Annotated in this window: 23 protein-coding genes and 1 tRNA gene; 11 read left to right on the top strand and 13 right to left on the bottom strand. The window is 71.4% G+C overall.

Annotation, left to right across the window (positions count from 1 at the left end; genetic code table 11):
* Positions 1–75: 75 nt before the first annotated feature.
* The gene (locus OG357_RS31640) at positions 76–1,068 is read left to right on the top strand and encodes a magnesium and cobalt transport protein CorA (RefSeq protein WP_329625754.1); all 993 of its coding nucleotides are present in this window, start codon (positions 76–78) and stop codon (positions 1,066–1,068) included.
* Between the two features lie 21 nt (positions 1,069–1,089).
* Here the strand turns inward: OG357_RS31640 and OG357_RS31635 are convergent, their stop codons facing one another.
* Both OG357_RS31635 and OG357_RS31630 read right to left on the bottom strand, forming a co-directional pair.
* On the bottom strand, positions 1,090–1,875 hold the full coding sequence (locus OG357_RS31635) for a ferritin-like domain-containing protein (protein ID WP_329624381.1): 786 nt from the start codon (positions 1,873–1,875) through the stop codon (positions 1,090–1,092).
* Between the two features lie 282 nt (positions 1,876–2,157).
* The gene (locus OG357_RS31630) at positions 2,158–3,207 is read right to left on the bottom strand and encodes an LLM class F420-dependent oxidoreductase (protein ID WP_329624380.1); all 1,050 of its coding nucleotides are present in this window, start codon (positions 3,205–3,207) and stop codon (positions 2,158–2,160) included.
* 129 nt (positions 3,208–3,336) lie between these two features.
* Between OG357_RS31630 and OG357_RS31625 the strand changes: the two genes are divergently transcribed.
* Both OG357_RS31625 and OG357_RS31620 read left to right on the top strand, forming a co-directional pair.
* The gene (locus OG357_RS31625; protein WP_329624379.1) at positions 3,337–4,314 is read left to right on the top strand and encodes an aldo/keto reductase; all 978 of its coding nucleotides are present in this window, start codon (positions 3,337–3,339) and stop codon (positions 4,312–4,314) included.
* Positions 4,311–6,527: a helix-hairpin-helix domain-containing protein gene (locus tag OG357_RS31620; protein ID WP_329624378.1), complete on the top strand. Its 2,217-nt coding sequence runs from the start codon at positions 4,311–4,313 to the stop codon at positions 6,525–6,527. The genes OG357_RS31625 and OG357_RS31620 overlap by 4 nt, the downstream gene beginning before the upstream one ends.
* Before the next feature lie 66 nt (positions 6,528–6,593).
* On the opposite strand, the gene OG357_RS31615 is transcribed toward OG357_RS31620, so the two are convergent.
* Complete coding sequence (locus tag OG357_RS31615) at positions 6,594–7,304, bottom strand: hypothetical protein (protein WP_329624377.1); 711 nt, start codon at positions 7,302–7,304, stop codon at positions 6,594–6,596.
* A gap of 47 nt (positions 7,305–7,351) precedes the next feature.
* On the opposite strand from OG357_RS31615, the gene OG357_RS31610 reads away from it, so the two are divergent.
* Positions 7,352–7,540, top strand: coding sequence for a DUF5703 family protein (locus OG357_RS31610; protein ID WP_017241661.1), 189 nt, complete (start codon positions 7,352–7,354; stop codon positions 7,538–7,540).
* A gap of 54 nt (positions 7,541–7,594) precedes the next feature.
* Here OG357_RS31610 and OG357_RS31605 read toward each other — a convergent pair whose 3' ends face one another.
* From OG357_RS31605 to OG357_RS31595, 3 genes are all read right to left on the bottom strand, one after another.
* Complete coding sequence (locus OG357_RS31605) at positions 7,595–8,428, bottom strand: chaplin (RefSeq protein ID WP_329624376.1); 834 nt, start codon at positions 8,426–8,428, stop codon at positions 7,595–7,597.
* Between the two features lie 154 nt (positions 8,429–8,582).
* The gene (chpH, locus tag OG357_RS31600; protein ID WP_015032475.1) at positions 8,583–8,816 is read right to left on the bottom strand and encodes a chaplin ChpH; all 234 of its coding nucleotides are present in this window, start codon (positions 8,814–8,816) and stop codon (positions 8,583–8,585) included.
* A 129-nt stretch (positions 8,817–8,945) separates the two neighbouring features.
* Positions 8,946–10,271: a M20/M25/M40 family metallo-hydrolase gene (locus tag OG357_RS31595; RefSeq protein WP_329624375.1), complete on the bottom strand. Its 1,326-nt coding sequence runs from the start codon at positions 10,269–10,271 to the stop codon at positions 8,946–8,948.
* 221 nt (positions 10,272–10,492) lie between these two features.
* Here OG357_RS31595 and OG357_RS31590 point away from each other — a divergent pair.
* Together OG357_RS31590 and OG357_RS31585 are read left to right on the top strand one after the other, a co-directional pair.
* Positions 10,493–10,580, top strand: a tRNA-Leu gene (locus OG357_RS31590).
* Between the two features lie 70 nt (positions 10,581–10,650).
* On the top strand, positions 10,651–11,577 hold the full coding sequence (locus OG357_RS31585; protein WP_329624374.1) for an RluA family pseudouridine synthase: 927 nt from the start codon (positions 10,651–10,653) through the stop codon (positions 11,575–11,577).
* On the opposite strand, the gene OG357_RS31580 is transcribed toward OG357_RS31585, so the two are convergent.
* From OG357_RS31580 to OG357_RS31565, 4 genes are all read right to left on the bottom strand, one after another.
* Positions 11,561–12,190 carry an MBL fold metallo-hydrolase gene (locus tag OG357_RS31580; RefSeq protein WP_329624373.1) on the bottom strand — a complete coding sequence of 210 codons (630 nt, stop codon included), beginning with the start codon at positions 12,188–12,190 and terminating at the stop codon, positions 11,561–11,563. The genes OG357_RS31585 and OG357_RS31580 overlap by 17 nt on opposite strands.
* On the bottom strand, positions 12,190–13,275 hold the full coding sequence (locus OG357_RS31575) for an S-(hydroxymethyl)mycothiol dehydrogenase (protein WP_329624372.1): 1,086 nt from the start codon (positions 13,273–13,275) through the stop codon (positions 12,190–12,192). The genes OG357_RS31580 and OG357_RS31575 overlap by 1 nt, the downstream gene beginning before the upstream one ends.
* A gap of 122 nt (positions 13,276–13,397) precedes the next feature.
* Complete coding sequence (locus OG357_RS31570) at positions 13,398–14,858, bottom strand: amino acid permease (RefSeq protein WP_329624371.1); 1,461 nt, start codon at positions 14,856–14,858, stop codon at positions 13,398–13,400.
* A 174-nt stretch (positions 14,859–15,032) separates the two neighbouring features.
* Positions 15,033–15,734, bottom strand: coding sequence for a FadR/GntR family transcriptional regulator (locus tag OG357_RS31565; protein ID WP_329624370.1), 702 nt, complete (start codon positions 15,732–15,734; stop codon positions 15,033–15,035).
* A 147-nt stretch (positions 15,735–15,881) separates the two neighbouring features.
* Between OG357_RS31565 and OG357_RS31560 the strand changes: the two genes are divergently transcribed.
* The 3 genes from OG357_RS31560 to OG357_RS31550 are packed head-to-tail and all read left to right on the top strand — an operon-like array spanning position 15,882 to position 18,299.
* Positions 15,882–16,400 carry a gluconokinase gene (locus OG357_RS31560; protein WP_329624369.1) on the top strand — a complete coding sequence of 173 codons (519 nt, stop codon included), beginning with the start codon at positions 15,882–15,884 and terminating at the stop codon, positions 16,398–16,400.
* Between the two features lie 17 nt (positions 16,401–16,417).
* Positions 16,418–17,815, top strand: coding sequence for a GntT/GntP/DsdX family permease (locus OG357_RS31555; RefSeq protein ID WP_329624368.1), 1,398 nt, complete (start codon positions 16,418–16,420; stop codon positions 17,813–17,815).
* Between the two features lie 52 nt (positions 17,816–17,867).
* Positions 17,868–18,299 (top strand): ASCH domain-containing protein, encoded by a 432-nt coding sequence (locus tag OG357_RS31550; RefSeq protein WP_329624367.1) that lies wholly within the window; start codon positions 17,868–17,870, stop codon positions 18,297–18,299.
* On the opposite strand, the gene OG357_RS31545 is transcribed toward OG357_RS31550, so the two are convergent.
* The 3 genes from OG357_RS31545 to OG357_RS31535 are packed head-to-tail and all read right to left on the bottom strand — an operon-like array spanning position 18,287 to position 23,750.
* Positions 18,287–21,649, bottom strand: a complete 3,363-nt coding sequence (locus tag OG357_RS31545; protein WP_329624366.1) for a HEAT repeat domain-containing protein — start codon at positions 21,647–21,649, stop codon at positions 18,287–18,289. The two genes, OG357_RS31550 and OG357_RS31545, sit on opposite strands and share 13 nt — an antisense overlap.
* The gene (locus OG357_RS31540) at positions 21,646–22,062 is read right to left on the bottom strand and encodes a hypothetical protein (RefSeq protein ID WP_329624365.1); all 417 of its coding nucleotides are present in this window, start codon (positions 22,060–22,062) and stop codon (positions 21,646–21,648) included. Before OG357_RS31540 ends, OG357_RS31545 begins: the two co-directional genes overlap by 4 nt.
* 32 nt (positions 22,063–22,094) lie before the next feature.
* Entirely contained in the window at positions 22,095–23,750 is a 1,656-nt protein-coding gene (locus OG357_RS31535) for an FAD-binding dehydrogenase (protein ID WP_329624364.1), read from the bottom strand.
* Between the two features lie 106 nt (positions 23,751–23,856).
* Between OG357_RS31535 and OG357_RS31530 the strand changes: the two genes are divergently transcribed.
* Positions 23,857–24,486, top strand: coding sequence for a TetR/AcrR family transcriptional regulator (locus tag OG357_RS31530; RefSeq protein ID WP_329624363.1), 630 nt, complete (start codon positions 23,857–23,859; stop codon positions 24,484–24,486).
* Between the two features lie 43 nt (positions 24,487–24,529).
* The gene (locus tag OG357_RS31525) at positions 24,530–25,294 is read left to right on the top strand and encodes a glucose 1-dehydrogenase (protein WP_329624362.1); all 765 of its coding nucleotides are present in this window, start codon (positions 24,530–24,532) and stop codon (positions 25,292–25,294) included.
* The last annotated feature ends 16 nt before the right edge of the window (positions 25,295–25,310 follow it).

Genomic DNA, 25,310 nt, shown 5'->3' with positions numbered 1-25,310 from the left:
CACACGAGCGCGTGGATGGCGGGAGTGGCCGGTGTGCGCCACGCGCGCGTGCGTGCTGGTGGGCGCCGGGGGAGAATACGGCGCGTGATCGTGGACTCAGCCATCTACCGGGACGGGCGCCGGACTCCCGGGCCCGCCGACCTGTCCGACGCGCTGGACGAGGCGCGCCGGACGGGGGACGCCTTCCTCTGGGTGGGGCTGCACGAGCCGTCGGAGGCGGAGTTCGCCCACGTCGCCTCGGAGTTCGCGCTGCACCCGCTGGCCGTCGAGGACGCCTTGAAGGCCCATCAGCGGCCGAAGCTGGAGGTCTACGACGACTCGCTGTTCGTGGTGCTCAAGCCGATCGTCTACGAGCCGGAGAGCGACCGGGTCTCCTCCGGCGAGCTGATGCTGTTCGTCGGCGACTCCTTCGTGGTGACCGTCCGGCACGGCGAGGGCGCGGCGCTGGCGGCGGTGCGCAGGCGGCTGGAGGCGGAGCCGGCGGTGCTGAGGCACGGGCCGACGGCGGTGCTGTACGCGGTGAGCGACGCGGTCGTGGACCACTACCTCGATGTGGCGGGTGAGCTCCAGGTGGACCTGGAGGAGCTGGAGGCGGACGTGTTCGCGCCGACCGGCGGCAATCCGTCGAACACCGCGGAGCGGATCTACACGGCGAAGAGGCAGGTCCTGGAGTTCCGGCGGGCGAGCGGCCCGCTGGCCGGTCCGCTCGCCCGGCTGACGGCCGGCTCGGTGCCCTTCGTGAACCAGCACGCCCAGCCCTTCTTCCGCGACGTCAACGACCATCTGCTGCGCTCGAACGAGCAGGTGGAGGGGCTCGACCGGCTGCTGTCCGACGTGCTCTCGGCCCATCTCGCGCAGATGGGCGTCCGGCAGAACGACGACATGCGGAAGATCTCGGCGTGGGCGGCCATGGCCGCGGTCCCCACGATGATCGCGGGGATCTACGGCATGAACTTCGACCACATGCCCGAGCTGGGCTGGACCTGGTCCTACCCGGCGCTGATCGTCCTGATGGCGGGGATCGTCACCGGTCTCTACCGGCTGTTCAAGCGGCGCGGCTGGCTGTGAGGTCGGCGTGAGACCGCGCCCTCAGAAGGCGGGGGCGGGGGTCGCGGGCCCTCCGAGGGCGTCGCGCCGTTCGGGCATCCTCAGGTTCACCATCTTGTGCCAGCCGGCGACGCGCTCGTACGCGTACATGCCGCGGATCCCGGCGGCGAGGGTGGCCGCCTTGGGCTTGGGCCAGCGCAGGATGCGGCCCATGTGGCTCATCACGGCGAGGCTGACGTCCCGGTAGACCTGGATCTCGGCGAGCGCGGACTCGCGCAGGGTGCGCTGGATGAGCCGGCCGTGGCCCTCACGAGCCAGCCGGAGCAGCTCTTCGTGGCAGTACGCGAGGTGGTTCGTCTCGTCGTTGTCGATCATGTGGATGGCCCTGCCCAGTTCGGGATGGTCCCCGAAGTACGTGACGAGCATGTCCATCTGGTCGGCGGCCCGCTGCTCGGTGACCCGGCTGTGGGCGAGGTAGACGATGATGTCCGACTCGGTCAGCGGCTCGTCGCCGCGGAGCTTGTCGTGGGCGAGGCCGATCCCGCGCTGTTCGAGCAGCATCGTGTAGTCGGTCTCGGGCGGTACGGGGAGGGGTTCGAGGCCGCGCTTCTTCAGCAGGGCGTTGAAGATCCGGCCGTGTTTGTCCTCGTCGGCGCCGTGGCGGGTGATCTTGGGCGCGAGTTCGCGCATGCCGGGGGCGACGAGGGCCGCGATCCGCGCGTTCTCCCAGCCCCCTTGGGATTCGCCGCTGGCGGCGATGGAGCAGAAGAGCCGGAAGGACTCGTCGTCGTCGATGATTTCCTGGAACAGGCTCTTGGCCGTGAGCATCGCCGCCACCTCCGTGCGTAACCGCACTTCGTCGCCCCCGGACCACCGAGTCAAATGCGGTCCGGGGCGGGGGGCAACAGGAGGGCCTGACTACTCGGCCGAAAGAGTGAGGCCCGGGGGCGTAACCGGTGGCCCTGCGGAGCCGTTGTGCTGCGTGACGGCCGTGGCGGGGAAGACCCCCGAGCCCCCACCACGGCCGCAGGCCCAGGCCCGCGGGATCACCCCCCGCGGGCCTTCTTTTCGCCCTGGTCCTTCTCGTCCTTACGGAGCCGGGCCGGCGTCCTACGACAGGCCCGCGCGCTCCATCGCCTCGACGCCCGCCCGCAGGGCCGCCAGCCGCTCGTCGAGCGTGAAGCCGGCCGGGGCGAGGGTCAGGGTGGTGACCCCGGCCTCCGCGTAGGCGGTCATCCGCTCGGCGATCCGCTCGACGGAACCGAGCAGGGTCGTCTGGTCGATCAGGCTGTGGGGCACGGCGGCCGCGGCCCCCGCCTTGTCGCCGGCCAGGTACTTGTCCTGGATCTCGGCGGCCTCCTTCTCGTAGCCCATGCGCTGCGCGAGCTGGTTGTAGAAGTTCTGCTTGCGGCTGCCCATGCCGCCGACGTACAGCGCGGTGTACGGCCGGAAGACGTCGGCGAGGGCCGTCACGTCCTCGCCGAGGGCGAGCGGCAGCGTCGGACAGACGTCGAAGCCGTCCATGGTCAGCCCGGCCTTCTCGCGGCCCGCACGCAGGTGGCGCAGCGCGGTCTCCTCCAGGTGCTCGGCGGAGGGGAAGATCAGCAGGGCGCCGTCGGCGATCTCGCCGGTCTGCTCCAGGTTCTTGGGGCCGATGGCGGCGATATAGAGCGGAATGTGCTCACGCTGCGGGTGGACGGTGAGCTTGATGGGCTTGCCGGGCCCGTCGGGCAGCGGCAGGGTCCAGTGTTCGCCCTCGTAGCTGAGACGCTCGCGGGTCATGGCCTTGCGGACGATCTCGACGTACTCGCGGGTCCTGGCGAGCGGCTTGTCGAACTTCACGCCGTACCAGCCCTCGGAGACCTGGGGTCCTGAGACGCCGAGGCCGAGGCGGAACCGGCCGCCGGTGAGCGAGTCGAGCGTGGCGGCGGTCATCGCCGTCATGGCGGGCTGGCGCGCCGGGATCTGCATGATCGCGGAGCCGACGTCGATCCGCTCCGTCTTCGCCGCGACCCAGGCGAGGACCGTGGGGGCGTCCGAGCCGTAGGCCTCGGCGGCCCAGCACACGTCGTAGCCGAGGCGGTCCGCCTCCTGGGCGACGGCGAGATTGTCGCCGTCCATTCCGGCGCCCCAGTAGCCGAGGTTGATGCCGAGCCGCATGCCACACACCCCTTACCCATCGGTAACGTCCCTGTTGGCCGGACTCTAGCGCGCTGCTCCGGCATCCGTCAGGGTCCGGTTGTCCACAGGCTCTCTCCGCGTGGTGCCCTGGCCAGTAATCTCGCGCCCATGGAGCAGAGGCATCTCGGACGTACCGGCCTGCGCGTGTCGCGCATCGGACTCGGCACGCTCACCTGGGGGCGGGACACCGACGAGCACGACGCCGCCGAGCAGTTGAAGGCGTTCTGGGACGCGGGCGGCACGCTCGTGGACACCGCCGACGTGTACGGCGGGGGCGAGGCGGAGTATCTGCTCGGGCGCCTGATGGAGCGTCTGGTGCCCCGGCAGGACCTCGTCCTGTCGACCAAGGCGGGCAGCGTCGCGGACCCCGACCGGCGCACCGACGGCTCGCGCGGGCATCTGCTCGCCGCACTCGACGCCTCCCTCACCCGGCTCGGCACCGACCACGTGGACCTGTGGCAGCTGCACGCCTACGACCCGTGCACGCCCCTCGACGAGTCCCTCCAGGCCCTCGACATCGCCGTACGGAGCGGGCGGGCGCGATACGCGGGCGTGGCGAACTTCTGCGGCTGGCAGCTGGCCAAGGCGGGCACCTGGCAGCTCGGCGGGGACCGGACCCGGCTCGCGGGCGCGCAGCTGGAGTACTCGCTGCTCCAGCGGGGCGTGGAGCGCGAGGTGCTGCCCGCCGCCCTGGACCTCGGAATAGGTCTGCTGCCCTCCTCGCCCCTCGGCCGCGGGGTCCTGACGGGCAAGTACCGCAGCGGGACCCCGACGGACTCGCGGGGCGCGTCGGAGACGATGGCGCCCTTCGTGGAGCCGTACCTGGACGAGGCCGCGAGCCGGATCGTGGACGCGGTCGCAACCGCCGCCGACGGGCTCGCCACGACCCCGCTGGAGGTGGCGCTCGCCTGGGTCCGCGACCGGCCGGGAGTGACCGCGCCGATCGTCGGCGCGCGCACGGCGCGGCAGCTCACGGCCGCGTTGTCGGTGGAGAGCCTTAGTCTTCCTGACGAGATCTGCCGGGCGCTGGACGATGTGTCGGCGCCCGTGCACCGCTATCCGGATCACGACTGGAGCACCCTGTGACCGAGCCTGCCGGGGAGACCGCGCCCGAGGCACCCGAGGCCGTGGCCCCCATCGAGGAGCCCGTCGTGGAGCCTGTCGAGGCACCCGCCGAGGACGTACGAGAGGGCGCCGAGGCCACCGGAGCCGCCGACACGACCGGAACCGCCGACACGGAGACGCCCGAGGCCGAAGACGGGACGGACGCCGCCGAAGACGGGACGGACGCCGGCACCGAGGCCGCCCAGGCTTCCGACACGCCCGAGCTGAGCGACGCGCAGGCCGAGCTCGCCGCGCAGCGTGAGCTGCGGGCCCGGATCGAGGCGCGGAAGGCCGAGAAGGAGGGCCCGGTGGCGAGCGGCGCCAAGCTGAGCGGTACGGCGGCCGACCTCCTCGCGGCGGTCCGGGCCGTGGAGGGCGGCGCGGCCGCGGGCAGCGCGTTCTACGAGGCTCCGGCGCCCGCGCCCCGGCGCCCCGCCCCCGAGGCGGCCCCCGCCATGACCGTGCGGCCTCCCGCCCAGGACGCCGCGCCGGTTCCGGCGGCGGGCACCACGGCGGCCGTGCGGGAGGTACTGGCCGAGGGCGGCGCGCCCGAGACGCTGGCCGGACAGGTCGCCGCCGCGCTCGGCGAGGGCGCCGCCGGTGCGCTGCGCGAGGACCCCTGGCAGCTCCTCGCCGTGCCCGGGGTGCGACCGGAGCAGGCCGACGGTTTCGCGCGGGCGCTGCTCGGCGCCGCGTGCGGGCCCGACGACCCGCGCCGGACCGTCGCCCTGACGGTCCGGCTCCTCGAGCAGGCCGCGCTCCAGGGCCACACCGCGCTGGAGCTCCGGACCGTGTGTGCCGGACTCGCCCGGCACTCGGTGCCCGATCCGGACAAGGCCGTCGAGGTGGCCGTCTCCGAAGGGGCCGTCCTCGTCTTCCAGGAGGAGACGGAGGAGCACGGCACCGACGAGGACGAAGCCGATGAGGCGGCGGAGGCGGCCGAGGCCGCCGAGGAGCCGGCCACGCCCGTGCTGCTCGGGCTCGACCGGTACGCGCTGGCGGAGGAGAGCCTCGCGGACGGTCTCTCCCGGCTCGTCAGAACGGCCACCGCCGACACCTGGGACGGTCCCGAGCTCGACCGCGCCGCCGGGGCGCACGGACTCGTCCTGCACACGGGCGGCGAGGCGGCCCGCGCCGAACCCGTCGCGCTCGTCGCGGCGGCCCGCGAGCGGGGTCTGCGCGCGCTGCTCGCGGTCCACTCGGAGGGCGGGCGGCGGGCGCTCGGCGCCGCCGGGGCGGACGCGGTGACGGTCGCCGCGCTGCTCTCCGGGGCCGCCGGTCCCGGTCGCGACGAGGAGGGCGCCCTCGCCCTGGACGTGCTGGCCGTCCTCGACGCGCCGCAGCTCGACGTGGAGACGGCCGCGATGCTCGTGGAATCGCTGCCGGACGGCTGCCGGCTGGTACTGAGCGGCGACCCCGAGGTCCTGGGGGCGCCGGGCGCGGGCCGGGTCTTCACCGACGCGCTCGCCGCCCGGGTGTGCCCGCGGATCGCCTCGCGCGTGCCCGATCCGGGGCCGCTCGGCGAGCTCGTGTCGGGCATCGGCGTCGGCGAGCTGAACCAGGTCGAGGCGCCCGGCAAGGAGGTCGTGATCGTCCCCGTCCGGGATGCCGGCGAGGCCGTGCACCGTACGGTCCAGCTGGTGGCGGACTCGGTGCCCCGGGCGATCGGCGTACCGGCCGAGCAGACCCAGGTGATCACGGTCGGGCACGGCGGCTCGGCGGGCACGCGCGCGCTGAACGCCGCGCTCAAGCAGCGGCTCAACCCGGGCCCCGGCCGCTTCGGCGGCTACGACCCCGGGGACCGGGTGGCGTACGCGCCGGTGCCGGGCCGGACCGTGACGGGGACGGTCGTGTCGGCCGACGCCGAGGGCCTGCGCCTGCGGAGCGGCGACGACGAGCTCCTCGTTCCGAAGGAGCGGGTGGAGTCGGCGCTGCGGCACGGCTGGGCGCTCACCGCGCACCAGGCGGCCGGGACGCGCTGGCCCGCGGTGGTCGCGGTGCTGCCCGGGGACGCCGCGGCGGGCCTGAGCCGCGCCTGGGTGTACACGGCCTTCGGCCGGGCGGAGCGTCATCTGTCGGTCGTCCACGGCGTGGACCAGGCGCTGGCCCGCGCGGTGGCCGAGGGGATCGCTCCGGAGCGTACGACGCGACTGCGGCCGCTCCTTGAGGGTCTCCTCGCGACGCCCGAGGAGTAGGAGCGAACGGGAGAAGCGGCGGAGGGCCGGAACACCCTTGCGGGGTTCCGGCCCTCCGCCGTCTCCTCAGGAGCCGTCGCCCACGGTCACGGGCTTGTCCCCCGCGGCCCCGACCCCGGCCCCGCCTTCGTCCTCGTCGTCTTCGTCCTCGTCCTCGTCCTCGTTCTCGTCGAAGACGGAGCTGACGTCGAAGCGACAGATGATCCGCTCCGGATCGGCGTGCTCGAAGGGGGCGTTGAGCCACTCCCCCGGCTCCGGGAGCTCCTCGGCGGCGGTGACCCAGAGCGTGGAGTCACCCTCCTCCAGGCCGAACTCCTTGTGCCGGGAGGCGATCTCGTCGGGTTCGTACTCACCGAAGAGGACCCCGAGCGCGGCGAGGGGGGAGACGTCCGCCTTGGCCGCCGCCCCCTTCGTGTCCTCCTCGCCGTCGAGTTCGGCGACGCGCCGCGCCTGGGCGAACAGCCGCTGCGGTTCCACCACGGCGTAGTCGCGGCGGATCAGGAGGCTGAGGGCATGAGGTTCGTCAGGTCCGGCGTAGGGCGGCAGGGCTCCGTCCGCGCCGGGGATCTCGAAGGGGGTGACCTCGTCGTAGCGGTCGTAGAGGAGTTCGTCGTACTCCTCGGCTGCCGCCGCGAGGGCGTTGAAGGCCTCGTAGACGGCCGTGTCGTCGTCCCCCGTGCGGCGTTCGACCGCCGCGAGGTGACGGTCCAGTGCGGCTTTGACCGCCTCGGCGGCGGCGCGTACCTCGGCAGCGGTGGGCTGCGCAGCATCAGACATGGGACGCACGCTATCCGTACCGGGCCGGTGCCCGCACAATAGATGCGATGCCGGAATACGAATTTGTCGACGTGTACGTGCCGCGCGGTGTCTCCCGCAAGGAGGCGACGCGACTGCTGACCGACCATGCCGAGTACGGACACTGGGAGTTGGACCGTCTGAGCCTGCACCGGGACGGGAGCCGCAGAGTGCGGCTGAAGCGGCGGATCATCCGCCAGATCCGGGCGACCTGGTAGGTGACGAGAAGGGGCCCCGCCGTGTGCGGGGCCCCCGTGCGTGGTGCGGTGGGATCAGGCCGCGCTGCGGGCGCGACGGTAGATCAGCGAACCGGCGAGCAGCAGACCGGCGCCCGCGGGAACGATCACACCGAGCGGGCCGGAACCGGTCTCGGCGAGCTCCTCGACAGCACGCGGCTGCGTGAGGCCGTGCGTATCGGGCGTGTTCGCGCCGGGGGTGTGCGACCCGCCGTCGCTTCCCGGAGTACCGGGGTTACCGGGCGTGCCCGGGGTACCGGGGTTGCCCGGGGTGCCGGGGTTACCCGGGTTGCCCGGAGTGCCGGGGTTACCAGGGTTGCCCGGAGTGCCGGGGTTACCGGGGTTGCCAGGATTCCCAGGGTTCCCGGGGTTCCCCGGATTGCCGGGGTTCCCCGGATTGCCGGGGTTGCCCGGATTCCCGGGGTTGCCCGGGTGCGTCGGCTCGATGCCGTTGCCGCAGTCGTTGCCCGCGGCGGCGTTGCCCAGGCCGATGCCCGTGACGCTGTTGCCGCACACGTTCACCGGGACGTCGACCGGCACCTGCACAGTGTTGCCGGAGCCCACACCGGGAGAGTCGCTCGTGTGCCCGCCGGCGGACGAGCCGCCGCCCGGCTTGCCGGGCTTGGAGGTGTTGGCGCACTTGTTGCCCATCGCCGGGTTCAGCAGTCCGACGACGTTGACGGTGTTGCCGCAGGCGTTGACCGGTACGTGCACCGGGACCTGGACGGAGTTTCCGGACGCGACGCCCGGGGAATTCTTGGCCGTACCGCTCGCGCCGGAATCGGCGTGCGCGTAACCGCCACCGACGGCGGCGAAAACGCCTCCCGCGGCGGCGACGGTGATGAGACCTTTGCGCGTGACCTGTCGCATAGCTTGTTCCCTGCCTTTTCGGCTCTCGCCTTCTCGGCTTCGCAAAAGGGCCACCGGGTGGATCACCCGGGGCGGAAATGGCCACCGGCCCCGGAGTGCATGGCACGCACTCCGGGGCCGGACCGGCTCACACCCTTACGGGCGAGGCACAACGTCAGGCGTTGACGCAGGTGTTGCCGAAGGCGGGGTTCAGCAGACCGATCACGGAGACCGTGTTGCCGCACACGTTCACCGGGACGTGAACGGGAACCTGGACGACGTTGCCCGAGAGCACGCCGGGGGAACCGATGGCGGCACCCTGAGCGCCCGCGTCGGCAACGGCCATGCCCGCACCCGCGAGAACGAGACCGCCAGTGGCAGCCGCAGCAGCGACGACCTTCTTGATCATTATTCCTCCTAGTTGCCAATGCGATCCCAGCCGCGGACCGCACCACCTGTAACGAGGGGGAATGGAGGGGGCTACGAGCCCCCGAGTTCATTCACTCTTTCCGGTCACACATGAGACGGGCGGTCGAATTCAGCAGGCGTCGAGGAAACGGTCGAGGACGCGGACGCCGAACTTCAGGCCGTCGACCGGCACGCGCTCGTCGACGCCGTGGAACATCCCGGCGAAGTCGAGCTCCGGCGGCAGCTGGAGCGGCGCGAAGCCGAAGCAGCGGATGCCGAGGTCGTCGAAGGACTTCGCGTCGGTGCCGCCGGACAGCATGTACGGCACGGCGCGGGCGATCGGGTCCTCGGCGCTCAGCGCCAGCTGCATGGCGTCGACCAGGGCCCCGTCGAAGCTGGTCTCCAGGGCCTTGTCGCCGTGCACGTCCTCGCGCTTCACCCGGGGTCCGAGGATCCGGTCGAGATCGGCCAGGAACTCCTGCTCGTACCCGGGCAGGAAGCGGCCGTCGACGTGCGCCGTGGCCTGGCCGGGGATGACGTTCACCTTGTACCCGGCACCGAGCATGGTCGGGGCGGCCGAGTTGCGCAGGGTGGCGCCGACCATCTTGGCGATGCCGCCGAGCTTGGCGAGGGTGCCGTCCATGTCCTCGGGGTCGAGGGGGGTGCCGAGCGCGTCGGAGAGCTCGTCCAGGAAGGAACGGACGGTCTTGGTGACCCGTACCGGCCACTGGTGGCGGCCGAGACGGCCGACGGCCTCGCAGAGCTCCGTGATCGCGTTGTCGTCGTTGGTCATCGAGCCGTGGCCGGCCGTGCCCTCGACGGTCAGCCGCATCCAGTGCATGCCCTTCTGGGCCGTCTCCACGAGGTAGAGCCGCAGGTTCTCGTTGACGGTGAAGGAGAAGCCGCCGACCTCGCCGATCGCCTCCGTGACCCCGTCGAAGAGGCCCCGGTGCTTGTCGACCAGGTGCCGGGCGCCGTACGTGCCGCCGGCCTCCTCGTCGGCGAGGAACGCGAGGACGACGTCACGCGGGGGCTTGCGGCCGCTGCGCATCCGGTCCCGGACGACCGCGAGGGTCATCGCGTCCATGTCCTTCATGTCGACGGCGCCGCGGCCCCAGACACAGCCGTCGGCGATCTCGCCCGAGAAGGGGTGGTGGGTCCAGTCCTCGGCGTTGGCCGGGACGACGTCGGTGTGGCCGTGGATGAGCAGGGCCGGGCGGGACGGGTCCTCGCCCTCGATCCGCGCGACGGTGGAGGCCCGCCCCTTGTGCGACTCGATGATCTTCGGTTCGAGTCCGACCTCCGCGAGCTTCTCGGCGATGTACTCGGCCGCCGCCCGCTCGCCCGGGCCGGAGTGGTCGCCGTAGTTGCTGGTGTCGATGCGGATGAGGTCGCGACAGAGATCGACGACCTCGTTCTCACCGGTGATGCCCCGCGCCGTGTTCGACTCGCTCACTCTGCTTCCTCCCACTACGTGCCCCACGTGGTTCCTTGTGATCGACCCCATCCTCCCGCGTGGCCCCCTCACCGCCCAAGGGCGACGGTCGGCCGACATGCCGCCTTCACACGACGGAGGCCGGAAAGGGGGTGGTGAGGGGGTGGTGATCGACCCCCTCGAATGTTTGCTATTGTTTTCCACGTCGGAAGGGCCGAGCGGCCCGGAAGACAAGACACCTTGTCCGGGTGGCGGAATGGCAGACGCGCTAGCTTGAGGTGCTAGTGCCCTTTATCGGGCGTGGGGGTTCAAGTCCCCCCTCGGACACCACACGGAGTCCCGGTCGAGATCATCTCGACCGGGACTTCTTGCATGGGTACGCGCGGCACGAGGCGGAGCGGTGAGACGGAGAGCGAAGGCGCCGGCCGCGCCGCTCCCCCAGCGGCACGGGATCGATCCCGTGCGGGTGCGGCTGCCGGAGGATCCCGGCGGGGAGTGGGCGACCGTACGGGAGCATCTGCTCGACCGGTACGCGTCGGCCGTGGGGCCCGAGCGGGTCGAGGAGATGCTGCGGCAGGGGCGGTTCGTCGGGGCCGACGGACCGGTGACCGGGGACGAGCCGTACACCGTGGGGCGGTACCTGTGGTTCCACCGGGACTTCCCCGCCGAGGTGCCGGTCCCCTTCGACATCGGGATCGTCCACCGGGACGAGCGGATCCTGGTCGTGGACAAGCCGCACTTCCTGGCGACCATGCCCCGGGGGCGGCACGTCACGGAGACCGCGATGGCCCGGCTGCGGCGGGAGCTCGGGCTGCCGCGGCTCCAGCCCGCGCACCGGCTGGACCGGCTGACGGCGGGGCTCGTGCTGTTCGTCGTACGGGAGGAGGACCGGGGCGCGTACCAGACGCTGTTCCGGGACCGGCTCGTACGCAAGGAGTACGAGGCGGTGGCGCCGTACGACCCGGCGGTGGAGCTGCCGGTGACCGTGCGGAGCCGTATCGAGAAGGAGCGCGGGGTGATGGCCGCCCGGGAGGTGCCGGGCGAGCCGAACAGCGAGAGCCGGGTCGAGCTCCTCCGGCACTGCGGAGGGCTCGGGCGGTACCGGCTCGTGCCCGTCACCGGGCGGACGCATCAGCTGCGGGTGCACATGAACGCGCTGGGGCTGCCGATCCTGCACGATCCGGTCTATCCCGTCGTGCGTGAGGACGGGTCGGAGGACTTCTCACGGCCGCTTCAACTGCTGGCGCGGACACTGGAGTTCACCGACCCGTTCACGGGCGTGGCGAGGTCTTTCGAGAGCTGGCTGTCTCTCAGTGGCCTCGGTTGATCCATTCCTGGAGGTGCGGGGCCTCGGCGCCGATCGTCGTCGGGTCGCCGTGGCCGGTCCGTACCACCGTCTCCGGCGGCAGGGTGAGGAGCTTCTCGCGGATCGAGTCGACGATCGTCGGGAAGTCCGAGAAGGACCGGCCCGTCGCACCGGGGCCGCCCTGGAAGAGGGTGTCCCCCGTGAAGACCGTGCCCAGGTCGGGGGCGTGGAGGGAGACCGCTCCCGGCGCGTGGCCCGGGGTGTGCAGGACCACGAGATCGGTGCCGGCGATGGTGAGGACCTGGCCGTCGGCGAGTTCGCCGTCCGGGGTGTGGTCCGGATGGGTCTGCTTCCACAGCGGCTGGTCGGCGGGGTGGAGCAGGATGCGGGCGCCGGTGGCGGCCGCGAGCGCCGGGGCCGCGTCCACGTGGTCGTTGTGGCCGTGGGTGCAGACGATGGCGCGCAGGGCGCGGCCGTCGAGGGCGGCGAGGATCGCCTCGGCGTCATGGGCGGCGTCGATGACGATGGCCTCGGTGTCGTCGCCGACGATCCAGACGTTGTTGTCGACGTCCCAGGTGCCGCCGTCGAGGCTGAAGGTGCCTGAGGTGACGAGGTGGTCGATGCGGGCGCTCATCACAGCACCACCACCGAGCGGAGGACGTCGCCCTCGTGCATGCGGGCGAAGGCCTTCTCGACGTCGCCGAGGCCGATGGTCTCGGTGACGAAGGCGGCAAGGTCGATGCGGCCCTGCTGGTGCAGGTCGATCAGCATCGGGAAGTCGCGGGAGGGCAGGCAGTCCCCGTACCAGGAGGACTTGAGGGCGCCGCCGCGGCCGAAGACGTCGAGGAGCGGGAGTTCGAGCTGCATCTCGGGGGTGGGGACGCCGACGAGGACGACGGTGCCGGCGAGGTCGCGGGCGTAGAAGGCCTGCTTGTACGTCTCGGGACGGCCGACGGCCTCGATGACGACGTCGGCGCCGAAGCCGCCGGTGAGCTCGCGGATCGCCTCGACGGCGTCGGTGGAGCGGGAGTTGACGGTGTGGGTGGCGCCCATCCCCTTGGCCGTCTCCAGCTTCCGGTCGTCGATGTCGACGGCGATGATCTTCGCGGCTCCGGCGAGGCGGGAGCCGACGATCGCCGCGTCGCCGACGCCGCCGCAGCCGATGACGGCGACGGTGTCGCCGCGGCCGACGTTCCCGGTGTTGATGGCGGCGCCGATGCCGGCCATGACGCCGCAGCCGAGGAGGCCCGCGACCTCGGGGGCGACGGCGGGGTCGACCTTGGTGCACTGGCCCGAGGCGACGAGGGTCTTCTCGGCGAAGGCGCCGATGCCGAGGGCCGGGGAGAGCTCCGTGCCGTCGAGCAGGGTCATCTTCTGCTTCGCGTTGTGGGTGGCGAAGCAGTACCAGGGGCGGCCTCGCCGGCAGGCGCGGCACTGGCCGCACACCGCGCGCCAGTTGAGGATCACGTAGTCGCCGGGCTCGACGTCGGTGACGCCCTCGCCGACCGACTCGACGATTCCGGCGGCCTCGTGGCCGAGCAGGAAGGGGAACTCGTCGTTGATGGCGCCCTGCTTGTAGTGCAGATCGGTGTGGCAGACACCGCACGCCTGGATCTTCACGACGGCCTCACCGGGGCCGGGATCGGGGATCACGATCGTCTCGACCCGTACCGGTTCGTTCCTGCCGGGGGCGATGACCCCCTGGACGTGCTGCGGCATCGCGAACTTCCCTTCCTCCGACCGGATCTTGTAAGGCTCTTGCGTACCACTATCTCCTGACAAAAGGCGAGTCCCCCGCAGGCGGTGCCTGCGGGGGACTCGCCCGTTCCCGTGGGGGGAGGTCAGTCCCGGGTCGCGGCGGCGGTCGTACGGACCCGGCGGCGGACCAGGAACCAGCCGCCGACGAGTGCGGCCGCGATGAGCGGGAGGCAGTTCACGGTGGTCCGGCTGATGCCCTCGTCCATCCACATCAGGACGAGGACGGAGGCGAGGAAGGCCAGGGTCACGATCTGGGTGTACGGGGCCCAGGGGAGGTTGTAGCCGGGGCGGGTCAGCTTGCCCTGCTGGGCGCTGCGCCAGAAGAGCAGCGAGCAGACCATGATCATGGCCCAGGTGCCGATGATGCCGATCGAGGCGAAGTTGAGGACCAGCTCGAAGGCCTCGCCGGGCATCACGTAGTTGAGCGCGACACCCATGACGCCGAAGGCCGCGGTGAGGAGGATGCCGCCGTAGGGGACGCCGCCCTTGTTCATGACGCCGGTGAACTTGGGCGCGGAGCCGGACAGCGACATGGAGCGCAGGATGCGGCCGGTGGAGTAGAGGCCCGAGTTGAGGCTGGAGAGGGCGGCGGTGAGGACGACGAGGTTCATGACGCCCGCGGCGCCGGGGATGCCCAGCTTGTCGAAGACCGTGACGAAGGGGCTCTGGTCGCCGGAGTACGCGGTGTACGGGAGGATCAGCGCGAGCAGGACGACGGAGCCGACGTAGAAGAGGCCCACGCGCCACATGATCGAGTTGATCGCCTTCGGCATGATCTTCTCGGGGTTCTCGGTCTCGCCGGCGGCGACGCCGCAGAGCTCGACGGAGGCGTAGGCGAAGACGACGCCCTGGATGAGCAGCAGCATCGGCATCATGCCGTTGGGGAAGATGCCGCCGTTGTCGGTGATGTTGCCGAGGCCCGGGGTGTGGCCGCCGACCTCGTGCGAGGTCACGACGAGGAAGATGCCGATCAGCATGAAGGCGACGAGGGCGCCGACCTTGATGATCGCGAACCAGAACTCCATCTCGCCGAAGTACTTCACGGAGATGAGGTTGGCGGCGAGGACGACCGCGAGCGCGATCAGGGCGAGGACCCACTGCGGGACGTCGCTGAACATCGACCAGAAGTGGGCGTAGGTCGCGGCCGCGGTGATGTCGGCGACGGCGGTGGTCGACCAGTTGAGGAAGTACAGCCAGCCGGCCGTGTAGGCGCCCTTCTCGCCCATGAACTCACGGGCGTAGGAGACGAAGGCGCCGGACGAGGGGCGGTAGAGGACCAGCTCGCCGAGGGCCCGCACCACGAAGAAGGCGAAGACGCCGCAGACGGCGTAGGCGATGAAGAGGGAGGGGCCCGCCTGGGACATCCGGCCGCCGGCGCCCAGGAAGAGGCCGGTGCCGATGGCGCCGCCGATGGCGATCATGTTGATGTGCCGGGACTTGAGGTCCTTGCGGTATCCGGCGTCGCCTGCGTCGACGTGGGGGGTGGCGGCCGGGCTCGCCGGAGCGGCGGACAGCGGCTCGGCCGCGGTGACGCGGTCACTCATGGAGTTGTTCGCCTTCGTGAGGGGGGTCGTGCGGTACCCGGCCGTGCCTCGTGGGGGTCTTCCCGGCACGGCCAGCGCACATCCTCACGGCAAGGGGCGCCTGCTGACTGTGGCGCATGTCACTGAACGCCCATATTTGAGCTAGTTCAGAGCTTGACGGCGGACTTTGCGCCCTTACGGGGCGAGGACGTCGAGTTCCTGGAGGGCGCCGACCGCGATCTGGCGGGTGAGCTCCTCGGCGCGGGTCGCGTCCCTTTCCCGTACCGCCTCGGCGACCTGGACGTGGAGGGTGACGGCGGCCGGGTCGGGGTCCTCGAACATCACGTGGTGATGGGTGCGGCCGGTGAGGACCTCGGCGACGACGTCGCCGAGGCGGGCGAACATCTCGTTCCCGGAGGCGTTGAGGACGACCCGATGGAAGGCGATGTCGTGGACGAGGTACTCCTCCAGGCGCCGGCCGCGCGAGGTGGCGACCATGCCGAGGGCCTGCTCGGTCAGCTCACGGCACTGCTCGGGGGTGGCGTGCAGGGCGGCGAGACCCGCGGCGACGGGTTCGACGGCCGAGCGGAGCACGGTGAGGGAGCGGAGCTGGCGGGGGCGGTCGGCGCCGGCCAGCCGCCAGCGGATGACCTGGGGGTCGTACACGTTCCAGCTCGCGGTGGGGAGCACGGTCACGCCGACGCGGCGGCGGGACTCGACGAGGTGCATGGACTCCAGGACGCGCACGACCTCGCGGACCACGGTCCGGGAGACGTCGAAGCGCTGGGCGAGCTCGTCGGTGCGCAGCACGGTGCCCGGCGGGTACTCCCCCGCGGTGATCGCGAGACCCAGGGTGGCAAGGACGTGCGAATGAAGCCCCTGGGCCGGTGTCGTCATGGTCGCAAGCCTATGCGGGCGCGCGCAGATGATCACCTCGGGAATTAAAAGTACTACTTTTATGTCACAGCCTCTTGAATACGTCGTACCCAATGGGTTTCATGGGCGCGACGGATCGATGTCGAAGAAGACAGCGAGGCACCACCCATGAGCACCACCCCCCACCCGCCGGTCGTCGTCGTGATGGGCGTCGCCGGAACGGGCAAGACCACGATCGGCCCGCTGGTCGCCGAGGCGCTCGCCCTCCCCTACGCGGAGGGCGACGACTTCCATCCGGCGGCGAACGTGGCCAAGATGTCGGCCGGCGTCCCCCTTGACGACGCCGACCGCGAGCCGTGGCTCGACGCCATCGGGGCATGGGCGCACGGCCGCGCCGGGCTCGGCGGTGTGGTGAGCAGCTCCGCGCTGAAGCGGGTCTACCGGGACCGGCTGCGCGCCGCGGCCCCCGGCGTGGTCTTCCTCCATCTGACCGGCGACCGGAAGCTCATCGAGCGGCGCATGGGCGCCCGCGAGGGCCACTTCATGCCGACGGCGCTCCTCGACTCCCAGTTCGCCACCCTGCAGCCGTTGCAGGAGGACGAGGCCGGCGTCGCCGTCGACGTCACCGGCACCCCCGAAGAAATCGCCGCCCGGGCCGTCGTCGCACTGCGCCGGCTCACCCACTGACTCCCCGAGGACCCCCCGTGACCAGTCTCAGCGTCGAGATCCTGGCAGCGGATGCCGCCGAACCCATCACCTCGGCAGGCAACGCCCAGCTCGGTATCGCCGTGCTCGCCGGCATCGCTCTCATCGTCCTGCTCATCACCAAGTTCAAGCTGCACGCGTTCCTGGCGCTGACCATCGGGTCGCTCGCGCTCGGCGCGTTCGCCGGTGCGCCGCTCGCCGCCACCATCAAGTCCTTCACCGCCGGCCTCGGCGCCACCGTCGCCGGCGTCGGCGTCCTGATCGCCCTCGGCGCGATCCTCGGCAAGCTGCTCGCCGACTCGGGCGGCGCCGACCAGATCGTCGACACGATTCTGGCCAAGGCGAGCGGCCGGGCCATGCCCTGGGCGATGGTCCTCATCGCCTCCGTGATCGGCCTGCCGCTCTTCTTCGAGGTCGGCATCGTGCTGCTGATCCCGGTCGTGCTGCTCGTCGCCAAGCGCGGCAACTACTCCCTGATGCGGATCGGCATCCCGGCCCTCGCCGGCCTCTCCGTGATGCACGGGCTCATCCCGCCGCACCCCGGGCCGCTCGTCGCGATCGACGCGCTCGGCGCCAACCTGGGCGTCACACTCGCGCTCGGTCTCGTCGTCGCCATCCCGACCGTGATCATCGCCGGTCCCGTGTTCTCCCGGTACGCCGCCCGCTGGGTGGACATCCCGGTCCCCGAGAACATGGTCCCGGTCCGCCCCTCCGAGGACCTGGAGAAGCGTCCCGGATTCGGCGCCACCGTGGCGACCATCCTGCTGCCCGTCGTCCTGATGCTGGTCAAGGCGCTCGTCGACATCGTCGTCGACGACCCGGAGAACGGTGTCCAGAAGGTCACCGACGTCATCGGCTCGCCGCTGATCGCGCTGCTCGCCGCCGTCATAGTCGGCATGTTCACGCTGGGCAGGGCCGCGGGCTTCACCAAGGAGCGGATCTCCTCGACCGTCGAGAAGTCGCTCGCCCCGATCGCGGGCGTGCTGCTGATCGTCGGCGCGGGCGGCGGCTTCAAGCAGACCCTGATCGACATCGGCGTCGGCCAGATGATCCTCGAGTTCTCCGAGAACTGGTCGATCCCGGCCCTGCTGCTCGCCTGGCTGATCGCGGTCGCGATCCGGCTCGCGACCGGGTCGGCGACGGTCGCGACGATCTCGGCGGCGGGGCTCGTGGCCCCGCTGGCGGCGGGCATGTCGACGAGCGAGACGGCGCTGCTCGTGCTGGCGATCGGTGCGGGGTCGCTCTTCTTCAGCCACGTCAACGACGCCGGGTTCTGGCTGGTGAAGGAGTACTTCGGGATGAACGTCGGCCAGACGATCAAGACGTGGTCGGTGATGGAGACGATCATCTCGGTCGTGGGCATCGTGTTCGTGCTGCTGCTGTCGCTGGTGTTGTAGCCCCGGGCGAATTCGACGGCGAGGGCCGGTCGTGGCTGACAGACTGTCGGCCATGACCGGCCCTCACGCGCTCAAGCCCTTCCTGCTCGCCTTCCCGGGACCCCTGCGGGACCAGCTCGTCGCCGCCGTCCTGTCCGGCGAGAAGACCGCCACGACCGGGCTGCTCGTGGAGTACGAGGTCGAGAACGAGGAGCTGCCCGAGGCGGGCGAACGCTCGGCGCTCATCGACTCGGACGGGCGCGAGGTGGCGGTCGTCGAGATCACGGAGGTCCAGGTCCTGCCCCTGGCCGAGGCGGACCTGCGGCTCGCCCTCGACGAGGGCGAGGGGTTCCGGTCGGTCGCGGAGTGGCGGGAGGCCCACGAGCGCTTCTGGCACAGCGAGGAGATGCGGGAGGGGCTGGGGAACCCGGGGTTCGTGGTGGACGACGGGACGATGGTCGTGGTGGAGCGGTTCCGGGTGGTGGAGCGGCTTCAGGTGGGCTGAGGGTCGAGGACGGCGAGGAGCCGCTCGGCGAGGGTGCGGATCGCGGGTGTGTCGTCCGCGGTGGCCTCTCGGAGGAGTGGGAGGAGCTCGGGGTCGTCGCGGCGGATGTCGGCGAGGAACCGGAGGGCTTCGACCCGGACGTCCGGGTCGGGGTCCTCTTCGAGGCGGTTCCGGGCAAGGTCCCGTACCTCCGGCGTACCGCCGTATTGGTTGACGAGCCAGTAGAGGGCGGTGAGCCGTACGTCGGAGCTCTCGTCACCGGCGGCAATTTCGAGGACGGTGCGGACCGCGTCGGCGTCGTCGGGGTGCTTCGTCAGCAGGTGGTGGATAGCCCCGGCCCTGACGGGCCCTGCGGGATGGTGCCGGGCCTGCTCTCTGACGAGCTCCAGCGCGTCGTCGAGGTTCAAATCCGCGAGTCTGCCCAGGGCATGAGTCTGGACGGAATGGCTCGGATCGTTCCGTACCCGGTCCAGGAGGACGTCCCGCACCGTCGAGTCGTCCGCCCCGTGCTGTACGAAGAGGCTCAGTGCCGTCTCCCGGACGGCCTCGTTCTCGTCGTGCGCGAGGCGGTCGGAGAGCAGGGCGGGGACCCTGCCGTCCCCGGCCTCCACGAGGCAGCGCAACGCGGCCTTCCTGACGATGGGGGCCTCGTGGCCTGTGAGGTCGTGGAGCAGCGCGTGGGTGCGGGGGTCGTCGGAACCCATCGACCGGACGGTGGCGATCGCCGCAGCGACGACCTCGGTGTCCTCGTCGTTCCTCAGCCGGTCCTGCACGAGTGCGCGGACGTCCGGGTCGTCGCCAGCGGTCTCTTCCACGGCGGACAGGACCCCGAGACGCATCTGGGGATCGGCGTCCCGCAGGCCGGCCTCGATCAGCTCCGTACGCCTGCTGCCCTCGGAATGAACGATGAGACGGAACAGGGCTGCCTCACGAATGCCGGATTCCGTGTCGTTCAGGGCTTGTTCAAGCGCCGAGCGAACCTCACCGTCGGGCCAGCAGGACGGCAGGCAACCCAGCGCCATCAGGCGCACCTTTGCGTCGGTGTCACGGCCCAGCCGTTCGAGCGCGAGGCGCTTCGACAGACCGGGAGTCGCGCCGAAGTCGCCCCCCAGGGCTCGCAGGATCGCCGACCGCGCAGCGGGGCTCTCGTCCTCTCGCAGGCATCGTTCGATGGGGTCCAGTGCCTCCGGAGTACCACCCACGTGGCGCAGGAGCAGCCGGGCCGCGGCGACCCTCACCACGAGGCTGCCGCTCGTGACGGCTGATGCCGCGATGCGCAGGGCCGCGGGCGGCTGCTCCGCTGCCCAGAGGGAGGCGAGGATGTCCGCGGCGAGCTGCTCGGTGGAGTTGACCGACATGATTCCGCCGTCGTACGTCTCGTCACGGCTCCATCGCTCGTGCCACCGCAGGAACTCGTCGCGGCCCGCCCAGGTATCGCCGAGCGTCAGCAGCGCCGGCCCCAGGGTCGCCACGGTCCCGTAGGGGTTGAAGAAGGTCACACCCAGCTTCGTGGCGACCTCGAAGAGCCTGATCACCTCCCGCACCATCGCCATGCTCTGGGGTGCGAGCACGCCCGGCCGGCGTACCTCTCCCAGGCAGCGGGCCACGAAGGCGACCTCGACGAACGCCGTGTCGTCGAAGCTGCCCATCGGGGCGGCGAGCGCGCGCGGTGCCAGGAGCCGGTCGATCACGCCCGCCACGAAGCGTTCGTCAAGCGAGCCCACGAGCAGCAGCAGGATCTCGTGCCAGGTCGGATCGTGGACCTTCGTCGCAACCAGGTTCTGGAGGTCCTCCTCCGACAGGGCCCGCTGGTTGTTGAAGCGGTGGGCCAGGTCCATCGCCGTGAGGTATTCCAGGAACGTGCGGTGGACGAAGCCGTAGATCTCGCCGCCGAAGCGGCTGAGGATGAAGTTGCGGTGGCGGAACTGGTCCAGCATCACGCGGGCCGCCGTCGCCACGCGGTCCGGGGGCAGGGCGTAGCGGTCCTTGAGGTACTCCTCGAAGCTCTTGATGAGGTCCGGGCCCGCGATGTGGTTGCCGGAGATGCCTCCGTGGCCCTCCTGCATCTGGCGGGCGATGAGGCGGAGGAGTTCGCGTTTGTCCTCGGCCGCCAGGTACGGGAGGTGTTCCTCGACCTGGCGGTCCTTGAGGTACTTGCTCGGGTCCCAGTGCTCGACCAGGACGTCGACGGCGTGCTCGTACACCGTGCGCCGGTCGCGCGGGAGTTCGCGGCGGCGGCCGATGATCGCGAGGATCGTGAGGATGAGCGGATTGCCGGCGAGTTCGCGTACGGAGGTGGAGGCGTCCACCGCTGAGGTGACCCGCTCGATCAGCTTCCGCGCCTGCTCGGGGGCTTCGGGGTAGGCCACGGAGAACCACTGGCCCGTGAAGGCGCCGATCTGCTCCCGGTCCAGGTCCTGAAGCATGAAGTTCGTGAAGCCCGCGCCGTCGAGGACGGCCCGCTGGTAGCCGTACGCGCGCGAGGTGACGATGATGCGGGTCCGGGGGTGGCGGGCGGCGAAGCCCGCGATACGGCGGCTGACCGCGTCCCTGATGTCCTTCTCGAAGAGTTCGTCGAGACCGTCGAAGATCACGAGGGAGGTGTGCAGGCCCTCGCCTTCGAGGACAGCCGTCAGTACCTCTGACGGGAGTCCGAGCCCTTCCGTTGCGTACTGGTGGGCGAGGTAGGCCTCGAAGGTTCTCTCGCGCCACGTGGCCTGCGCGTACTCCCTGAGCTCGACGATCAGAGGAAGGCGGCCATGCAGCGCTTCGAGTCCCGGCTGCGGTTCCGCCGCCGTGAGAGCCAGCGTCAGGTAGCGGGCCAGGGTCGATTTGCCCGCGCCCGGGTGGCCGAGGATGACGACGCGGCCGTGTTCGGGGGCGGTCAGGACGTCGAGGACGTCCTGCGGCGGGCGCTGCCGGTAGGCGCTGCGGACGCGTTCGGCCGTCTCCCGGTCGATGCCGGGCGGCAGGTCCAGGAGCTCCGCCTCGGCCGGGTCCATCAGACGGCGCAGGAGTTCCTGGGGCAGCTCGACGGGCGGCGGATCGGCCCGTACGGACTGCGGGACGAAGACGTCGTGGAGGTGGACGACGGGGTGTTCGCCCTGTTCCCGGAGAGGGGTGAGGACTTCGAGGTCCAGGCGGCCGTAGCGCTGGCGTACGCGGGTGGCGTACTGCGCGCGGGCCGTCTCGATCTCCGGCGCCCCCGCAGGAGCCGGCTGGTGTGCGGCGACGACCGTGACGTCTCCTTGGACGCCCTGGATCAGGGTGATGGGGCCCTGGGTCGTGGCTCCCGCCGCCGACTGGGTCGCCCGCCCGGACGTCTTCCCGCGCCTGAAGAGCCACCTCACGGCGTGGGCCCCGGCGGCTCGATGCGTACCGAGCCGTCCACCCCGTCGATCTGGTGCACGTCCCCCGCCGTACGTGCCCCGTGGGCGGACTGCGTTCCGCCGCCCTGGCCCTCCGCGGGCGGGGTGGCGGCCGGGGCGCTCCTCGTACCGCCGCCTGCCGTGATGACCACGTCACCCGTGACGTTCCGGATCTGGTGCAGCGAGCCGCCGGTGACGGCGTGGTCCGCCGTCTGGGCGGAGCCCCGGGTGACGAAGCCCGCGAGGGCCAGGGCGAAGCCCGCCACCGTGAAGAACAGGCTGAGGACGCTGCTCCACTTGTCGGCCGCGTCCAGGCCCTGGAGGACGAGGAAGGCCGCCAGGCCTCCCAGGGCCAGGATCGCGCCAACGGCGGTGAGCAGTACGCGTTTTGTCACCCTGTCATCTTGCCCCGGCGGCGGGCCCGTCGTCAGCCGACCGCTTGTGCGGCCGCCCTTCCCGCCGCCCTTCCCGAGAAGATGCAGCCGCCGAGGAACGTGCCTTCGAGGGAGCGGTAGCCGTGGACTCCGCCGCCGCCGAAGCCGGCGGCCTCGCCCGCCGCGTACACGCCCTCCAGGGGCTCGCCGCTCTCCGTGAGGACGCGGGAGGAGAGGTCCGTCTCCAGGCCGCCGAGGGACTTGCGGGTGAGGATGTTGAGGCGGACGGCGATCAGCGGGCCGGCCTTGGGGTCGAGGATGCGGTGCGGGGCGGCCGTGCGGATGAGCTTGTCGCCGAGGTACTTGCGGGCGCCGCGGATCGCCGTGACCTGGAGGTCCTTGGTGAAGGGGTTGGCGATCTCGCGGTCGCGGGCGGTGATCTCGCGGCGGAGGGCGTCCTCGTCGATGAGCGGTTCGTCGGTGAGTGCGTTCATGCCGCGGACGAGGGCGGAGAGGTCGTTCTCGACGACGAAGTCGGCGCCCTTGTCCATGAAGGCCTGGACGGGTCCGGGGACGTCGGCGCGGGCGCGGCCGATGACGTCGCGGATCGACTTGCCGGTCAGGTCGGGGTTCTGTTCGGAGCCGGAGAGGGCGAACTCCTTGCCGATGATCCGCTTGTCGAGGACGAACCAGGTGTGGTCGTGGCCGGTCCGCATGATGTGTTCGAGCGTGCCGAGGGTGTCGAAGCCGGGGAAGAGCGGGACGGGCAGTCGCTTGCCGGTCGCGTCCAGCCAGAGGGAGGACGGTCCGGGCAGGATGCGGATGCCGTGCCGGGCCCAGATGGGGTTCCAGTTCTCGATGCCCTCGGTGTAGTGCCACATCCGGTCGCGGTTGATGTGGTGGGCGCCGGCCTTCTCGGCGATGCCGAGCATGAGGCCGTCCACGTGGGCGGGGACGCCCGACAGCATGCGGGTGGGCGGGGTGCCGAGGCGGGCCGGCCACTGTTCGCGCACCAGGTCGTGGTTGCCGCCGATGCCGCCCGAGGTGACGATCACGGCCTGGGCGCGGAGCTCGAAGGTGCCGGTGGACGTGCGGGTGCTGGCCGTGCCGCGGGCGGCGGTGGAGGGTTCCAGGATCTCGCCGGTGACGGTGTCGACGGTTCCGGCGGTGCGGCCGAGGGCGGTGACGCGGTGGCGGAAGCGGAGCTGGACGAGGCCGCGGGCGACGCCCTCGCGGACCCGCTGCTCGAAGGGGGCGACGAGGCCCGGGCCCGTACCCCAGGTGATGTGGAAGCGGGGGACGGAGTTGCCGTGGCCGGTCGCGTCGTAGCCGCCGCGCTCGGCCCAGCCGACGACGGGGAAGAACCGCACCCCGCGCGCGTGGAGCCAGGAGCGCTTCTCGCCGGCGGCGAAGTCCACGTACGCCTCGGCCCATTTCCTCGGCCACCGGTCCTCGGTCCGGTCGAAGCCGGCGGTGCCGTACCAGTCCTGGAGGGCGAGGGCGTGGCTGTCCTTGACGCGCATCCGGCGCTGCTCGGGCGAGTCGACGAGGAAGAGGCCGCCGAAGGACCAGTGGGCCTGGCCGCCGAGGGACTGTTCGGGCTCCTGGTCGAGGAGGATCACGGTGCGGCCGGCTTCGACCAGCTCGGCGGTGGCGACGAGCCCGGCGAGGCCGGCCCCGATCACGATCACATCAGCGTCGTAGGACATGGATCGCATCTTGGATACACGGATGTATCGAGTCAACCGTTTCACCGGTCCCGTCTCCTCCTTCCCGCCCCTCCCGTTTTCTAATGTCCAGCATTAATATGTTCGTATGGCACGAACGTCGGGGCCCGAGACCCGGGACAAACTGATCCGCGCGGCGGAGGAGCTCTTCGCCGCCCAAGGCGTCCACGGCGCGCAGCTGCGGGACGTCGTGGCCCTGGCCGGACAGGCGAACCCCTCCGCGGTGCAGTACCACTTCGGCTCGCGCGCCGGGCTCCTCGACGCGGTCATGGCCGGTCGCCAGGCCCGTACCCGCCAGGTGCTCGCGCCGCTGCTCGACGCGGCCGCCGACGACCTCAAGGAGCTCGTCGCCGCCCTCGTCACCGCCGAGGCGAGCGAGCTGCGCACCGACCGGGGCCGCCGCTGCCTGCGGATCTCCGCGCAGCTCAGCCATGAGAGCGGGGTCCGCACCCGTACCCCGCACCCCACGCTCGACGGCACCGTCTACTGGCACCTCATCGAGCGGATGGCGGACCGGCTCGCCGCCTCCGGGCTGCCCGAGCCCCTGCTCCTGGAGCGCCTCGACCTGGCGCTGACCGTGGTGGGCGCGGCCATGGCTGACCGGGCCCGGCAGTACCTCGACGGCACCGAGCCGCTCACCGGCGAGGCGCTCTTCCTCGCCGACCTGGTCGAGACGACCACCGCGCTTCTCCGGGCCGCACAGCCCCGGAGCGTCTGAAGCAGTACCCGAGTATCCGAAGACCCCGAAGGGATCCCCCCTCATGAACGACCTCACCGGCAAGACCGTGCTCATCACCGGCGGCGCCCGCGGCCTGGGCGCCGAGGCCGCCCGGCAGGCCGTGGCCGCCGGCGCCAACGTCGTCATCACCGACGTCCTGGACGAGGACGGCAAGGCGACCGCCGAGGCGCTCGGCGACCGGGCGCGCTTCCTCCACCACGACGTGACCTCCGAGGAGGGCTGGGCGGCGGCCGTCGCGTACGCCGTGGCGGAGTTCGGCGGGCTGCACGGCCTGGTGAACAACGCGGGCATCTCCACCGGCGCCTTCCTGGAGACGGAGTCCGTCGAGCACTTCCGCAGGGTCCTCGACATCAACCTGACCGGTGTCTTCATCGGCATGAAGGCCGCCATCCCCGCGATGAAGGAGGCGGGCGGCGGCTCGATCGTCAACATCTCCTCGGCCGCCGGCCTGATGGGCCTGGCCCTGACCGCTGGCTACGGCGCCTCCAAGTGGGGCGTGCGCGGGCTGACGAAGATCGGCGCGGTGGAGCTCGGCACGGCGAAGATCCGGGTCAACTCCGTCCACCCGGGCATGACGTACACCCCGATGACGGCCTCGGTCGGCATCGAGCGCGGTGAGGGCAAGTACCCGAACACGCCGATGGGCCGGGTCGGCGAGGCCGACGAGATCGCGGGCGCGGTCGTCTTCCTGCTCTCGGAGGCCGCCTCGTACGTGACGGGCGCGGAGCTGGCGGTGGACGGCGGCTGGACCACCGGTCCGACGGTCAAGTACGTCATGGGGCAGTGACCGCGGCCGTCCTGCT

Origin of the sequence: Streptomyces sp. NBC_01255 (genome assembly GCF_036226445.1) — a bacterium.
In the GTDB taxonomy this organism is placed as follows: domain Bacteria; phylum Actinomycetota; class Actinomycetes; order Streptomycetales; family Streptomycetaceae; genus Streptomyces.
Note: the sequence above shows the minus strand (reverse complement) of the source record. Positions and strands in the feature narration are given on the sequence as shown.

Coding starts and splice junctions, on each gene's coding strand:
- OG357_RS31635 (WP_329624381.1), bottom strand. CDS start 1,875: ATGCTCACGGCCAAGAGCCTGTTCCAGGAAATCATCGACGACGACGAG.
- OG357_RS31630 (WP_329624380.1), bottom strand. CDS start 3,207: ATGCGGCTCGGCATCAACCTCGGCTACTGGGGCGCCGGAATGGACGGC.
- OG357_RS31625 (WP_329624379.1), top strand. CDS start 3,337: ATGGAGCAGAGGCATCTCGGACGTACCGGCCTGCGCGTGTCGCGCATC.
- OG357_RS31615 (WP_329624377.1), bottom strand. CDS start 7,304: ATGTCTGATGCTGCGCAGCCCACCGCTGCCGAGGTACGCGCCGCCGCC.
- OG357_RS31610 (WP_017241661.1), top strand. CDS start 7,352: ATGCCGGAATACGAATTTGTCGACGTGTACGTGCCGCGCGGTGTCTCC.
- OG357_RS31605 (WP_329624376.1), bottom strand. CDS start 8,428: ATGCGACAGGTCACGCGCAAAGGTCTCATCACCGTCGCCGCCGCGGGA.
- chpH (WP_015032475.1), bottom strand. CDS start 8,816: ATGATCAAGAAGGTCGTCGCTGCTGCGGCTGCCACTGGCGGTCTCGTT.
- OG357_RS31580 (WP_329624373.1), bottom strand. CDS start 12,190: ATGAGCGCCCGCATCGACCACCTCGTCACCTCAGGCACCTTCAGCCTC.
- OG357_RS31575 (WP_329624372.1), bottom strand. CDS start 13,275: ATGCCGCAGCACGTCCAGGGGGTCATCGCCCCCGGCAGGAACGAACCG.
- OG357_RS31570 (WP_329624371.1), bottom strand. CDS start 14,858: ATGAGTGACCGCGTCACCGCGGCCGAGCCGCTGTCCGCCGCTCCGGCG.
- OG357_RS31565 (WP_329624370.1), bottom strand. CDS start 15,734: ATGACGACACCGGCCCAGGGGCTTCATTCGCACGTCCTTGCCACCCTG.
- OG357_RS31560 (WP_329624369.1), top strand. CDS start 15,882: ATGAGCACCACCCCCCACCCGCCGGTCGTCGTCGTGATGGGCGTCGCC.
- OG357_RS31550 (WP_329624367.1), top strand. CDS start 17,868: ATGACCGGCCCTCACGCGCTCAAGCCCTTCCTGCTCGCCTTCCCGGGA.
- OG357_RS31535 (WP_329624364.1), bottom strand. CDS start 23,750: ATGTCCTACGACGCTGATGTGATCGTGATCGGGGCCGGCCTCGCCGGG.
- OG357_RS31530 (WP_329624363.1), top strand. CDS start 23,857: ATGGCACGAACGTCGGGGCCCGAGACCCGGGACAAACTGATCCGCGCG.
- OG357_RS31525 (WP_329624362.1), top strand. CDS start 24,530: ATGAACGACCTCACCGGCAAGACCGTGCTCATCACCGGCGGCGCCCGC.